Here is a 13,039-nt window from a genome sequence, read left to right as displayed (position 1 = left end):
ATTACATAAATTTATAAGCCCACACGAGCTTTCCCTATTATAATTACTAGCGGCTTTTTAGCACTATTGCATTGAATAGCAGACTAGAAATTTGCAGTTATATAGATCGGGATAGAAAACCCGACCAACTTAGGTATACGAGATAGTTAGTTGGGATTTATAATCCCGACTGATCTAATTACGGATTTTCAATCCGTATTACATAAATTTATAAGCCCACACGAGCTTTCCCTGTGATAATTACTAATGGCTTTTTTAGCACTATTGGATTGAACAGCAGACTAGAAATCTGCAGTTATATAGATCGGGATAGAAAACCGACCAACTTAGGGTAGAGATAGTTAGTTGGGATTTATAATCCCGACTAATCTAATTACGGATTTTTAATCCGTGTTAGATAACTTTATAAACCTCAGACGAGCTTTCCTATTATAATTACTAATGGCTTTTTTAGCACTATTGGATTGATAGCAGATTAGAAATCTGCAGTTATGTAGATCGGGATAAAAAATCCCGACCAACTTAAGGATAGTTAGTTGGGATTTATAATCCCGACTGATCTAATTACGGATTTTCAATCCGTGTTATATACATTTATACGCCCCACACGATCTTTCCCTATTATAATTACTAGCGGCTTTTTTAGTACTATTGGATTGAATAGCAGATTAGAAAACTGCAGTATGTAGATCGGGATAAAAAATCCCGACCAACTTAGGAGATAAAAACAGCAGCAATCAATTAATAGTTTATTGCTGTACAATGTTTAAATAGAGCAAAAAAAAGGGCGACACGTCAATACATACCGCCCTTTATACTTTTTATCAGCTTTTTTAGCTCACTCCGTGAAGTTTCACCTTCAAGCCATCCATGTTATTATTTAATTGTAACTGACAAGCCAATCTCGAATTTGGCAATAAATCTGGTAACGTATCCAGCATTGCATATTCATCGTCGGTCATTTCATTAAGCTTTTCTTCACCTTCCAAAACATCTACGCAGCAGGTAGCACACAAAGCCATTCCGCCACAAGTTGCCAGAATATCATATTCTGAAGCTTTTAAAAATTCCATCAAACTTAAGCCCATATCAGTTGGCGCTTCATGTTCAGTTACGGAGCCATCCGGCTCTTGCATATATAATGTAATGTTGTTTTCCATTTTGCTCGCTTATCAACGCAAACTTAATTAAAACTGGAGAGCATTTAAGAACACAAATAAAAAAATCTGTAAAAATTTTTAAAACGTGCTCTGCTAAACGTGATCAACAAAAAATTAGAATTCTGATACGCCGTTTACAGTGGTATATTTCATTGTGTATTTCACACCTGGGTTCATGTAAGAATAAGCACTATGGCTCATTAATGCAGCCTCATGGAAACCACTCAAAATTAACTTTAATTTATTGGTATAAGTGTTGATGTCGCCAATGGCATAAATACCTGGAATGTTAGTTGAGTAATCATCAACATTTACTTCAATTGCGCTTTTGCTGATGTTTAAATTCCATCCTTCTATCGGACCTAATTTAGGGCTTAAACCAAACAATGGAATCAGGTGATCAGCTTCAACAACTGTTTTTTCCATCGTACGGTTCTGCACAATTTCAACTTGTTCCAATTTGTCAGATCCCTGAACGGCTTGTAAGTTGCTATTTAGGATCAAGTTAATCTTTCCACTTTCAGCTAACGACATTACCTTAGCCACCGAATCTGGTGCTCCACGGAAACTTTCACTTCTGTGAACCAAAGTCAATTCAGAACAAACTTCAGCCAGGTAAATGGTCCAATCTAAGGCAGAGTCGCCACCACCAGCTATCACCATTTTCTGATCGCGGTATTTCTCCGGATCAAGAATCATATAATTCACACCTTTACCATTCTCGAAGTTTGAAAGATTTTCAACAGCAGGTTTACGCGGTTCGAAACAACCTAAGCCGCCAGCAATCACCACTACTTTAGCTTCGATAATGGTGCCCATATTCGTGGTTAAAACGAAATCAGCTTCTCCACGTTTTTCTAAACCCTCAATCCGTTCGCCCAATGTAAACGTGGGATGAAAAGGTTTAGCCTGCTCCATTAAATTATCAACCAACTCCTGTGCTAAAACGGATGGATAACCCGGAATATCGTAAATTGGTTTTTTAGGGTAAATTTCAGAAAGTTGACCACCAACTTGCGGTAAGTAATCAATTAAGTGGCAACGCATTTTTAATAAACCGGCTTCAAAAATGGCAAATAAACCAACCGGACCAGCGCCTATTATGGCTATATCAGTAGTGATCATTCAAAAAAAATTTAAGCAAAGTTACAAAATAAACTTTTATGTATCTCTCTATTTAGAAATATTCTAGATAATTCTGTAATGCTATTGTATTCAGTATTTTATATGCTTTATGTTAACTTAAAACAAAAGTTAAAGGTTTTTGATTGTTTAAAGCAAATTATAATTGGTCTATGGATATAGTAGGAAATCGTTATAAAAGCCTACTCGTGTTAATTTAGATGATCTCGGTGCTATTGCCAAATTTAAGATTTGCGCTAAATATTTTATACAATAAGCAAGTTCTATAGCAATTTAAATTATTGAAATAAATGATAACTTTCCTGAAATTCTAATTGACGATGTTGGACTATTTTTTTGTCATTTTGCCATTAGGAGCGATTTGGTTTCTTCTTTTTATTTTTTACTGTCGAAGCTGGCAATTGCCTGCAACTTTTGCTCCTTTATGTATCTATGGTCTTTATTCTGGAAATAGTCCCTGGAGATGGCTCTTGCTGATACCATTATTGTCTCTTTTAGTGGTAGATCTGCATATTATAGTAAAAGAATCTAATTTCAGTAAGAGAATCAATATCCTGACTTACCTATTAACCATCCCAATTTTAATTATCTATTTCTATTACGACCTGGGATTTCCTGAGCAGCGAAATTTAGCAGTTACGATCTGGGCTTATTTCTGCCAGATTATTATTTTAACTATTGTATTAAAATTCTGGTTCTTTGATGTCTTATTGCTAGTTGTAAATCGCTTATGGATAAGAGAAAAGTACTATCTAGAAACACATATTGTAGAAAAGTCAAGAAAAATTGTAGGAAGATCGATCAGCTATTTAGTAATATTTGATAACCTGGGTAAAAAGGAAGTCTCTGGCTTTTTTTATTTGTACCTTAAGTTTAAACGTGTCACACCCAAAGATAAGATAAGTATAATCATTAAAAAAGGGTTTTTGGGAGTTGAATATATAACAGGCTTCCCAAAGGTATTGTCTTAATAATCATATTGCCACAGCAGCAAACTTACGGCAGAATTTGAATGCGCTTTGTGCTGCTGTGGCAATTAAGCTACCAACTCATTCCCAAATTCTGGAAAACAAAGCTCCAGATGTCTGCTGCTTCTTCAATCATTTTAGTAGTGGGTTTGCCTGCTCCATGACCAGCCTTGGTTTCAATCCGGATTAACATTGGGTTTTCTCCTTTGTATTTCTCCTGCAGGGTGGCTGCGAATTTAAATGAATGTGCAGGTACAACACGATCATCATGATCAGCAGTGGTAATCAAGGTAGCCGGATAATTCACTTCAGCTTTAACATTGTGGAGAGGCGAATATTTAATCAGGTAATTGAAATCTTCTTTTTTATCACTGGTGCCATATTCAACCGCCCAGCCCCAGCCAACTGTAAATTTATGATAGCGAAGCATATCTAAAACGCCAACAGCTGGTAAAGCAACCTTAAAAAGTTCTGGTCTTTGTGTCATGCAGGCCCCAACCAACAATCCGCCATTAGAACCGCCTGAAATTGCTATTTTAGATGGATTGGTGTATTTCTCTTTAACCAGGTATTCTGCAGCAGCAATAAAATCATCAAAAACATTTTGCTTGTTAGCCAACATCCCACCTTTGTGCCAGGCTTCACCATATTCACTTCCGCCACGTAAACTCGGCTGCACGTAAATGCCTCCTCTTTCTAAAAATAACATCCTTGACAGGCTAAAGGCTGGTGTCAAACTAATCTGAAACCCGCCATAAGCATACAGGTAAACCGGATTGTTTCCGTCTAGTTTAATACCCTTCTTATGTACAATAAACATTGGTACTTTCGTGCCATCTTTCGAAGGATAAAAAACCTGTTTGGTTTCATAATTCTCTGTGTTAAACTTTAGTCCGGATTTTTTATAGAGTTCAGATTTTGCCTGGCTAATGTCATATCTGTAAATGGCGCCCGGCGTGGTGAAATTAGTGAAAGTATAAAAAAATTCTTTATCATTTTTATAGCCTCCGAAACCGCTGGCGGTGCCAATTGCCGGAAGTTTAACCTCGCCGATCTGCTTTCCTGTTAATTCGAATTGAACAATATTGGTGCTGGCATCCTTCAGGTAAGAAGCCCATAAAAAGCCACCACCACTGCCAACCCCTTCCAATGGAAGTTTAGATTCAGGAATAATTTTTTGCCAGTTTTTAGCATCAGGATTTTTGGGGTCTACTAAAACAACCTGCTTGTTTTCAGCACCTAAATCAGTGTTTAATAGAAGCTTGCCGTCAATATTATCAATAACATTATGGTTATGATCGTAACCTTTTACCAATGATGATATTTTACTATTGGTTTCATTAAGGTCCTGATAGTAAAGTGCATTTCCGGATGTCCCTGCACTGGCATAAATAATGAGAAAGCGATCATCTTCCGTAACGCTTGCGCCGAAATAAAGGTTTGGATTGGTTTTATCTTCAAAAATCAGTTGATCATTCTGCTGAGGATCACCCAGTTTGTGGTAGTAGATTTTTTGAAATTTGTTTGCTGCAGATAGATCCATTCCTTTTGCAGGTGCATCAAATTTGCTGTAATAGAAACCGTCATTTTTCCAGGCGGCACCAGAAAATTTAGTCCATTTTAATTCATCTGGTAGTTTAGTTTTAGTGGCAATATCCATGACATAAATACTGCTCCAGTCTGAGCCCGCCTGTGCAACTGAATAAGCTACATATTTTTTATCGTGAGAAAATCCAAGTAATGAAATAGCTGCGGTTCCATCGGCGGTAAGTTTATTCGGATCAAGAAAAGTTTCTTCTTTCCCATCTAGGCCTTTTTTGATAAACCAAACACCTTGGTTTTGTAAACCATCATTTTTGGTGAAGAAATAATATTCCCCCACTTTAAATGGCGCACTTTCTTTAGGATAATTCCAGATTTCGGTCAGTCGCTTTTTAATGTCTTCCCGGTATGGAATCTGACTTAAATAGTTTTGGGTAACTTTGTTTTGAGCAACCACCCAGGCTTTGGTTTCGGCTGAGGTATCATTTTCTAACCATCGATACGGATCAGCAATCGCTTTGCCAAAATAATTATCTGTTGTGCTGTCTTTCTTAGTTTCAGGATATTTCATTAACGTAATTTTTTCTGCAGATTTTTTGCCCTGGTTACAGGCAAAAAGACTTAGTGCAAATAAGCCTAATAAAAGTTTCTTATTCATAGTTGAAGCAATTTATTTACTAAGATATGTTTTTACCTGCGGATTGATTGCACCGATTGCCTTCGGGTTGATTACACAGATTGATGGATTACACAGATTTCCTTCGGGTTGATTACACAGATTGCCTTCGGGTTGATTTCACAGATTAATGGATTACACAGATTGCTTGTCTTTTGAAGCCAAGGTCCCCAAATAACTTTTTCTGATTTAGTCTCTAAGTTTTTTTCAACACTTCAACTTTTAAATTTTGCTCTTTGCTCTTTCCTCCTTGCTCTTTAATCTTTGCTCCTTACTCTTTGCTCTTTCATCCTTACTCTTTCCTCCTCCATCCTTGCTCTTTCCTCCTATAACTTTCAACTCTTTTCCCTTACCTTTGGATAACACATGGATAAAAATATTTATTTTGCTTCTGATTTTCATTTAGGTACGCCAAATTATGCTGAAAGCCGAAAGCGCGAGGATTTGATTGTTCGGTGGCTGGATTTTATCGAGCCAAATTGCAGTGAACTGTTTTTAATGGGCGATATCTTTGATTTCTGGTTTGAATATGCCAAGGTGATTCCGAAAGGGTTTATTCGTTTGCAGGGTAAATTGGCTACAATGGCCGATGCTGGCATCAAAATCTATTTCTTTAAGGGAAATCATGATATGTGGGTACGTGATTATTTTACCCGGGAAATTGGGATGCAAATCATTAGTGATGAAATGATTATGGAACGAAATGGTAAAAAATTCTACCTGCATCACGGCGATGGATTAGGCCCGGGAGATGCGAAATATAAATTCCTGAGGAAAATTTTTAGAAGCAAATTGTGTCAATGGCTATTTGCTCGTTTGCATCCAAATTTTGGAATTGGTATTGCCAATGGATGGAGCAGGGGAAGCAGAGCTGCGCAAACAGAAAAGGAGATTTTCTTAGGCGAGGACAAAGAATGGTTAGCCATTTATGCCAGGGAGCAGTTGCAAAAAGCGCATTTCGACTATTTTATTTTTGGTCACAGACATTTGCCTTTAGATTTAAATTTAGGCAACGGGAGTCGTTACGTTAATATTGGTGAGTGGCTTGAATCTAATTCGTATGGCGTTTTCGATGGGGTAGACCTGAAACTGGAATATTTTATCTAAAATAGCATTAATCGTCCGGGCTTTAATAAACTGTAGCATTTTCAGTTTCAAACTAATTCAGCTTTTTTCCTTATTTTTGTTTTTCCGAAATTTTGGCCTCGGCCGATTGTTGGAGAATTCAATACGAATAATCATATGTTAGATAAATTAGAAGCTATAAAGCTGCGTTGGGAAGATGTAGAAGAATCGTTAAGTAATCCGGATGTAATTCAGGATATGAAACGTTTTGCGGCTTTAAATAAAGAATATAAAGACTTGGGCAAAATTGTAGATGAGTATAAAATCTACAAAAATGTGATGAGCAACATTGATGCAAACAAGGAAATCTTATCGGTTGAAAAGGATGCTGAAATGCGTGAAATGGCAAAAGAAGAGTTGGATATGTTGTTAAAGCAGCAGGAAGAAATGGAAAGCAATATCCGTTTGATGCTGATTCCTAAAGATCCTGAAGATGCCAAAAATGCTGTTTTCGAGATTCGTGGTGGTACTGGCGGTGATGAAGCTGCACTTTTTGCAGGTGATTTATATCGCATGTATACCCGTTACTTTGAAACTAAAGGCTGGAAAGTAGAAACCGTTGATGTAACGGAAGGTACAGCTGGTGGTTATAAAGAGGTGATCTTGAAAGTGAATGGAGATGATGTATATGGCCAGTTAAAATATGAAAGTGGTGTACACCGTGTTCAAAGGGTTCCTGATACAGAAACTCAGGGGCGTGTACATACCTCTGCCGCATCTGTTGCCGTTTTACCAGAAGCAGAAGAAATCGATTTATACATTAACCCGGCAGACATCGAGTTGCAAACCTCTCGTTCTGGTGGTGCTGGTGGGCAAAATGTAAATAAGGTGGAAACGAAGGTTCAGCTCACGCACAAGCCATCAGGCCTTGTTGTGGTTTGTCAGCAGGAACGTTCTCAATTGGGTAATCGTGTAATTGCAATGGAAATGTTGCGGAGTAAGTTATATGATATCGAGTTGCAGAAAAAGAATGGTGATATTGCTGCAAAACGTAAAACAATGGTTTCTACTGGTGACCGTTCTGCCAAGATTAGAACCTACAATTATCCTCAAGGACGTGTTACCGAACATCGCATTGGTTTAACGATGTATAACCTGCCTTCCATTATGGATGGAGATATTCAGGAAATTATTGATGCCCTTCAGTTTGCAGAGAATGCAGAGAAGATGCAGGAAGGTGCTGTAGGCTAGTTGGTTATAATTATTTTGAAAAAAAATTTGCAATTAGAGATTTTGTCCCTATATTTGCAACCTCGAAAGGGGAAAGAGGTTTAAACTTTTAAAAAGTAAACAAAAGGAGTGGTAGTTCAGCTGGTTAGAATGCCTGCCTGTCACGCAGGAGGTCGCGGGTTCGAGTCCCGTCCATTCCGCAACAAAAGCCTTAACTTGAAAAAGTTGAGGCTTTTTTGTTTTAACCCACTGGTTGTTGTCCTCACCAACCAGCCGACGTTTTTCTAAATACTCACCATCACTTCCTTAAATGGTTTTTTAATTAACGCAATTTCTGAAGCATATTGTGTATTTTTTCTGGTGCCGAAATAAAGGATGTTTTTCAACTTTTCTCTTCCTTCCCAAATCACTTTAATTTTCCCTTCCTCCACCTCTTTTTTACAAAGAAAATCCGGAATAATAGCCAGACCTTTTCCACCAGATAAACACCGCACAATGGAATTTAAGTTCGGAACGATATAATTGGGTCTGAAGTCTGCATGTTTTCCAAAGTTTAATTGCCAGAAGCGCAATAAATGTTCCATGTCGCCGGCAGTACCATACCATTTTTGTTTTTTTAGCCAGGTTTCCATTTCAGCTAAATCCTTCTTTTTTACCAGCGATTTAAATTGATTATCGTCGGTGTCAATACCGCCAACCAATACAATTGTCTCCGAAGAGAATGCTTCGTGTTCAATATTAGGCGAACTTCCTTTTTGTGGTGTGATGATGAGATCAAGGATACCCTTATCTAACTGGTCGAGCATTTCAGGGTAATCGCCAAAGCGGATAATTACATTAAAAGGTAGTGTAGCAATATATTGTTCCAAAGTAATTTGAAAGGTTTCAAAACACATTCCAACGCTTATAGTTGGCGTATGTTTTTCTGTGCTTTTTTGAAAGTGCTTTTCGGCATCTTCTAATTTGACCAAAGGTTCAACAATAAAATTGTACAAAACTTTTCCTTTTTCTGTTGGAACCATTTTTCTCCCTGTTCGTTCAAACAACTTATAGCCAACATAACTTTCCAGCGAACCGAGGTGCAGACTTACCCCTGGCTGAGAAATAAATAAACTTTCTGCAGCGCCAGTTAATGTTCCGGTTTTATAAATTGCCTTAAAGCTTCTATACCATTCAAGATTAACCATAGTATTATAATTCTGATACAAAGCTATGAATTAACTTGTTTTAATAATAGCATAGCGAATGGTAATTTTGAAACATAAAATAAAGAAAATTGGAAATGACAAAAATATTCATCATCAATGGTGGTCAGAAATTTGGCCATTCAGGAGGTAGATTCAATGAAACCATCGCGACGACTACGGCTAATTTCTTTTCAGCATTATCTGAATTTGAAGTTAAAACCACTAATATTAATGATAATTACGATCCAAAGGAAGAAGTAGCTAAGTACGTTTGGGCTGATGTTGTAATTTATCACACCCCTATCTGGTGGTTTCAATTGCCTCACGGTTTTAAAAAATATATCGATGTCGTTTTTACAGCAGGGCATAAAAATGGAATTTACATCAACGACGGACGTAAAGCCGATAACCCGGCCAGAAACTATGGTACGGGAGGGATGTTGCAGGGAAGAAAATATATGGTAACTTCATCATGGAATGCACCAAAAGAAGCTTTTACTTTGCCAAATGAGTTTTTTATGGAAACCAGTGTAGATAACGGACCGTTATTCGGTTTTCATCGAATGAATGCCTTTATAGGAATGGAGCGTATGAAAGGAATGCATTTTCATGATATTGAAAAAAATGCAAACGTGGTGAGAGATTTGGAACTTTACCAATCACATTTACAAAATACATTTTTAAAAGAAAACATATATGAGCATTTATCTAACAGCAATCATTAAAATTAAACCTGAAACCAAGGCAGAACTGCAAACACTTCTACTTAACATGGTTGTGCAGTCGAGAAAGGAAGATGCCTGCATCCAATACGATTTACATGAGTGTAAAGAGGAAGATCTTTTTATTTTTTGGGAAGAATGGAAAGATCAAGCAGGATTAGATCTTCACAATAAGCGGGAATATATATTAGATTTCGTTAGCAAATCAAGTCAGTTAACAAATGGAATTGTGATCCATAAAACGGATAAAATTGCATAAGCGATTTATAAAGGATTTCCAAAGACTGCTACCCAATAGTTTCGATTGAAGCCAACACCAGCTTCTTTTGAATTGGGATCCATCATCACTTTGCAATGACTTGTGCTGTTTTTCCAGGCGCTGATTACCTGGTCTGAATTTACATATCCTTTACCTAAATTCTCTGCTTTTACATTGCCTGTATAGCCGGCCAGCTTTGCCCTTTCTTCTGGCGTATTGCCGTCAGGAGAAACATGGTCGAAATAACTTCGTTGCACCATATCTATCGCATGTGCTGTTGCTGCATTATCCAATAATGTATTTGAAGATAGCGGTGCCACAGGAGGCATAAATTCTGTGCCGCAGTTGCATCCAGACTGCCTTAATGAATTGATTTTCTGAAGCAGAAGATTCAGATCATTTTGCGGCGGCGTAATTTCAGACTTTTTGCAGCCTGTAAATAGTAAACAAACTAGTATATACGGGTATATTGATCTCATTTAAAAGTTTTATTGATATTGGAGATAGCAAGCGCTACCTCCAATATTTTTTACACTACTGTATTAATAAGCCCTTTCTCTACCCATATAAACATTTTTAATATTATATGTTGTATTGCCAGATGGACCTGGCGAGCCACTATCGCCCTCCATTTGCATATTAACGATGAGCCACATTGGTTTGCCAACCGAATTACTCATCACATGTCTCGCTACCCAATTATTGTCAATATAGTAATGACATTCTACATCAGTAGCATTTATCTTATTGTACCAGCATTTGTAATTATGGTAAGAACCAGCATTAGAAACATTTGTTAATTTATTTTCCCAGCCACCATCGTAAGTGTTTTGCCAATTGGTAGAACTTCCCTTAAATTCCATGATGTCGCTTTCGGGTGGCCACGAATTTACCCCGGTAATCCAAAAAGCTGGCCAGGTACCTCTATTAGTCGGTACTGCAAAATCTCCAGAAATGGTATAACTCGGAAACTGATCATTAATCAGTACCTGCTGTTTAGCATAACACGCGCCAGAATTATACCAAATGGCAACGTTTGTAAAGCCATTAGCCGTACTATTGCCTGGTGAACTGGATAATCTGGTTGCAGTGATGGTCATTTCTCCGCCACTTAGTGAAATCTGATTGTGATTCGTGGAGCTTCCTACCATACGAGCAGACCCATTATGGTCCGTGCCCCATGGATAATTATAATTCCACTTGGCCTCAAAGTTTCCATAGCTGGCGAAAGATTCACCATCTATTAGCGTTTCCCAGGCTTTTACACTGCCGGCTTCCGCCTCAGTTTCCTTGTCTTTTTTGCATGATAAGAATGCTATCGATAAGCAAGCCAATAGCGCAATCGATTTGAATGTTTTGTGATTCCTCATTTCTTTTGTTTTAGGTTTATATTTGGTTAATTATTAAGATACTGCTGTTTTGTGTATTCCTCTTTCACTAAGCTTAAATGTTAATTGATAATGAATAATCATTTAGTGATTGACAGGAAGCAAGGACAATCATATAATAAAAATGCTATGCAATGTACAGTTGAGGTTGCCTTGATAAATCGTTGTTGCGATGCTCATAATAAATTGGTTAGATCATAACATTCAATAGATTATTACAAGTAATGAATTTGTAATGAGTCTATATTGTAACCAAATATACTTACAAAATCATCTATGAAATAGGGGGGTAAATAGTAAAAAAGGAGGGGTAAAATAATTTATTTTTAGAAAACACACTCGTTTTCATTAAGACTGGCCATGATGATACGTATCGAAAATTTAAGATAGGTATCATTTTTAAAATGGAAGCAAAGGTTAAACAATAAAATGATCTGAAACCAAAAAACCGATCGATACTTATCGTTTCAGATGAATTTAACCACCAGGCCAATTTCTCTTCGATAAATAATGATCGGTATAATGTTTTAAGTGTGGAAGCTTAATCTAAAAGTGTCCAGGTTTTTCTGGCCTGCACTTGTTGTACAACTTGTTGCTCGGCAACAACTATATTTTCTTTACGTTGACCAATGTATTCTAATCCGCTCAACTTATTCCAAAGCGCAACCAATACACTTAAGAAATCATTCACGGTAACCATAGATAGATTAATTTGTTTATGATCGTAAACCAATTCTATCGTTTTCGCTAAAAGCTCCTCAAAGTTTCCTGGCGTTACATCTTTCCATTCGTAAAAATATTTAAGCAACTCTTCTCGCTCCTTAGGATCAATCAGTTTAACCGCAGTAAAAAAGATGTGGGCTAAACTAGAGAAATATCCTACTAATACCGTCGGCGATTCCCTATATGCAACGTTTCTGTATTCATAAAAAATCCCTGCAACGAAATCAACAATTTTTTCAGAAATTAACCTGATGTTTTTACCTAATGGGGTAATGTTATCTCTGCCGCTGGTTTTATCAATGATTTTGAATGAAGCCAGTTGCAAATCGTTCAATAAGGAATTAAATGTTTCATAATACCTGATTAATGCCGGGTGACTGGTAATCGTCGAGCTTGGCGGAATGTAGTTTTTATTAATCGTTAGTCTTCCATTCTCATGGTAAACCTGGCCTATAGTTAAGAAATAATTATCAGGCATCTGGCTGACAATTTCATTTTCGGGGAGCACTATGATGCTATATGCTTTGGCCAGTTCCGGGTAACGCAACGGGCTTTCTTCAGGATCAGGGATGCCGGCTGGGATCCTGTTGAAAGGATTTACAACCAAAAGAATAAAGTAATTACGAGGTTCTGATTGACCAAAATAATGGCTATGCGTTAAATTATCCATCGCATCACTCTGCAAAATATCTATATGAACACCTTCTGGCGTAAGTGCATTACAATATTTCACTCTTATTTCAATGTGATTGGTAGCCTTCTCTACAATTTCAATATCGTGAGAACTATTATAGCCAACAATTGGTGGCAAAAATCCATAATTGCTGTTATGAATATTTAGTGATATAGCATCCCTTACAAAATCCTGTAAATAAAGGTCGTTCGCAGTAAAGTGACTACTGGATAATTTCATTCCATTAATCCAGTTGATCGACTTATGTTTTAGCGGCTTAATCATAATAAAATTTTTTAGAGG

12 protein-coding genes and 1 tRNA gene are annotated in these 13,039 nt (G+C 37.2%); 6 read left to right on the top strand and 7 right to left on the bottom strand.

The window, feature by feature from the left end; translation table 11 throughout:
* Nucleotides 1-833: 833 nt before the first annotated feature.
* Both SOM16_RS20330 and SOM16_RS20325 read right to left on the bottom strand, forming a co-directional pair.
* Nucleotides 834-1,160: a 2Fe-2S iron-sulfur cluster-binding protein gene (locus SOM16_RS20330; RefSeq protein WP_320465825.1), complete on the bottom strand. Its 327-nt coding sequence runs from the start codon at nt 1,158-1,160 to the stop codon at nt 834-836.
* A 114-nt stretch (nt 1,161-1,274) separates the two neighbouring features.
* The gene (locus tag SOM16_RS20325; RefSeq protein WP_320465824.1) at nt 1,275-2,285 is read right to left on the bottom strand and encodes an NAD(P)/FAD-dependent oxidoreductase; all 1,011 of its coding nucleotides are present in this window, start codon (nt 2,283-2,285) and stop codon (nt 1,275-1,277) included.
* Nucleotides 2,286-2,623: 338 nt separating this feature from the next.
* On the opposite strand from SOM16_RS20325, the gene SOM16_RS20320 reads away from it, so the two are divergent.
* Complete coding sequence (locus SOM16_RS20320) at nt 2,624-3,274, top strand: hypothetical protein (protein ID WP_320465823.1); 651 nt, start codon at nt 2,624-2,626, stop codon at nt 3,272-3,274.
* A 70-nt stretch (nt 3,275-3,344) separates the two neighbouring features.
* Here SOM16_RS20320 and SOM16_RS20315 read toward each other — a convergent pair whose 3' ends face one another.
* Nucleotides 3,345-5,471, bottom strand: a complete 2,127-nt coding sequence (locus tag SOM16_RS20315; protein WP_320465822.1) for a prolyl oligopeptidase family serine peptidase — start codon at nt 5,469-5,471, stop codon at nt 3,345-3,347.
* A gap of 384 nt (nt 5,472-5,855) precedes the next feature.
* On the opposite strand from SOM16_RS20315, the gene SOM16_RS20310 reads away from it, so the two are divergent.
* The 3 genes from SOM16_RS20310 (at nt 5,856) to SOM16_RS20300 (ending at nt 7,984) form a co-directional block, all read left to right on the top strand.
* A complete protein-coding gene (locus tag SOM16_RS20310; RefSeq protein ID WP_320465821.1) occupies nt 5,856-6,596 on the top strand; it encodes a UDP-2,3-diacylglucosamine diphosphatase in 741 nt (246 codons plus the stop codon).
* A gap of 135 nt (nt 6,597-6,731) precedes the next feature.
* Nucleotides 6,732-7,805: a peptide chain release factor 1 gene (gene prfA / locus SOM16_RS20305; protein ID WP_029281893.1), complete on the top strand. Its 1,074-nt coding sequence runs from the start codon at nt 6,732-6,734 to the stop codon at nt 7,803-7,805.
* A gap of 105 nt (nt 7,806-7,910) precedes the next feature.
* Nucleotides 7,911-7,984: transfer RNA gene (locus tag SOM16_RS20300), tRNA-Asp, on the top strand.
* An 84-nt stretch (nt 7,985-8,068) separates the two neighbouring features.
* On the opposite strand, the gene SOM16_RS20295 is transcribed toward SOM16_RS20300, so the two are convergent.
* Entirely contained in the window at nt 8,069-8,971 is a 903-nt protein-coding gene (locus SOM16_RS20295) for a LysR family transcriptional regulator (RefSeq protein ID WP_320465820.1), read from the bottom strand.
* 95 nt (nt 8,972-9,066) lie between these two features.
* On the opposite strand from SOM16_RS20295, the gene SOM16_RS20290 reads away from it, so the two are divergent.
* Both SOM16_RS20290 and SOM16_RS20285 read left to right on the top strand, forming a co-directional pair.
* A complete protein-coding gene (locus SOM16_RS20290; protein WP_320465819.1) occupies nt 9,067-9,696 on the top strand; it encodes an NAD(P)H-dependent oxidoreductase in 630 nt (209 codons plus the stop codon).
* Complete coding sequence (locus SOM16_RS20285) at nt 9,668-9,952, top strand: putative quinol monooxygenase (protein WP_320465818.1); 285 nt, start codon at nt 9,668-9,670, stop codon at nt 9,950-9,952. The genes SOM16_RS20290 and SOM16_RS20285 overlap by 29 nt, the downstream gene beginning before the upstream one ends.
* Before the next feature lie 5 nt (nt 9,953-9,957).
* Here the strand turns inward: SOM16_RS20285 and SOM16_RS20280 are convergent, their stop codons facing one another.
* The 3 genes from SOM16_RS20280 to SOM16_RS20270 all read right to left on the bottom strand — a co-directional run bounded on the left by SOM16_RS20280 (nt 9,958) and on the right by SOM16_RS20270 (nt 13,021).
* A complete protein-coding gene (locus SOM16_RS20280) occupies nt 9,958-10,431 on the bottom strand; it encodes a CAP domain-containing protein (RefSeq protein WP_320465817.1) in 474 nt (157 codons plus the stop codon).
* A 63-nt stretch (nt 10,432-10,494) separates the two neighbouring features.
* Nucleotides 10,495-11,322, bottom strand: coding sequence for a glycoside hydrolase (locus SOM16_RS20275; protein WP_320465816.1), 828 nt, complete (start codon nt 11,320-11,322; stop codon nt 10,495-10,497).
* 559 nt (nt 11,323-11,881) lie between these two features.
* Nucleotides 11,882-13,021, bottom strand: coding sequence for a hypothetical protein (locus SOM16_RS20270; protein WP_320465815.1), 1,140 nt, complete (start codon nt 13,019-13,021; stop codon nt 11,882-11,884).
* Nucleotides 13,022-13,039 lie beyond the last annotated feature (18 nt).

Origin of the sequence: Pedobacter sp. CFBP9032, from assembly GCF_034045265.1 — a bacterium.
GTDB lineage: Bacteria > Bacteroidota > Bacteroidia > Sphingobacteriales > Sphingobacteriaceae > Pedobacter.
Note: the sequence above shows the minus strand (reverse complement) of the source record. Positions and strands in the feature narration are given on the sequence as shown.

Coding starts and splice junctions, on each gene's coding strand:
- SOM16_RS20330 (WP_320465825.1), bottom strand. CDS start 1,160: ATGGAAAACAACATTACATTATATATGCAAGAGCCGGATGGCTCCGTA.
- SOM16_RS20325 (WP_320465824.1), bottom strand. CDS start 2,285: ATGATCACTACTGATATAGCCATAATAGGCGCTGGTCCGGTTGGTTTA.
- SOM16_RS20320 (WP_320465823.1), top strand. CDS start 2,624: ATGTTGGACTATTTTTTTGTCATTTTGCCATTAGGAGCGATTTGGTTT.
- SOM16_RS20315 (WP_320465822.1), bottom strand. CDS start 5,471: ATGAATAAGAAACTTTTATTAGGCTTATTTGCACTAAGTCTTTTTGCC.
- SOM16_RS20310 (WP_320465821.1), top strand. CDS start 5,856: ATGGATAAAAATATTTATTTTGCTTCTGATTTTCATTTAGGTACGCCA.
- prfA (WP_029281893.1), top strand. CDS start 6,732: ATGTTAGATAAATTAGAAGCTATAAAGCTGCGTTGGGAAGATGTAGAA.
- SOM16_RS20295 (WP_320465820.1), bottom strand. CDS start 8,971: ATGGTTAATCTTGAATGGTATAGAAGCTTTAAGGCAATTTATAAAACC.
- SOM16_RS20290 (WP_320465819.1), top strand. CDS start 9,067: ATGACAAAAATATTCATCATCAATGGTGGTCAGAAATTTGGCCATTCA.
- SOM16_RS20285 (WP_320465818.1), top strand. CDS start 9,668: ATGAGCATTTATCTAACAGCAATCATTAAAATTAAACCTGAAACCAAG.
- SOM16_RS20280 (WP_320465817.1), bottom strand. CDS start 10,431: ATGAGATCAATATACCCGTATATACTAGTTTGTTTACTATTTACAGGC.
- SOM16_RS20275 (WP_320465816.1), bottom strand. CDS start 11,322: ATGAGGAATCACAAAACATTCAAATCGATTGCGCTATTGGCTTGCTTA.
- SOM16_RS20270 (WP_320465815.1), bottom strand. CDS start 13,021: ATGATTAAGCCGCTAAAACATAAGTCGATCAACTGGATTAATGGAATG.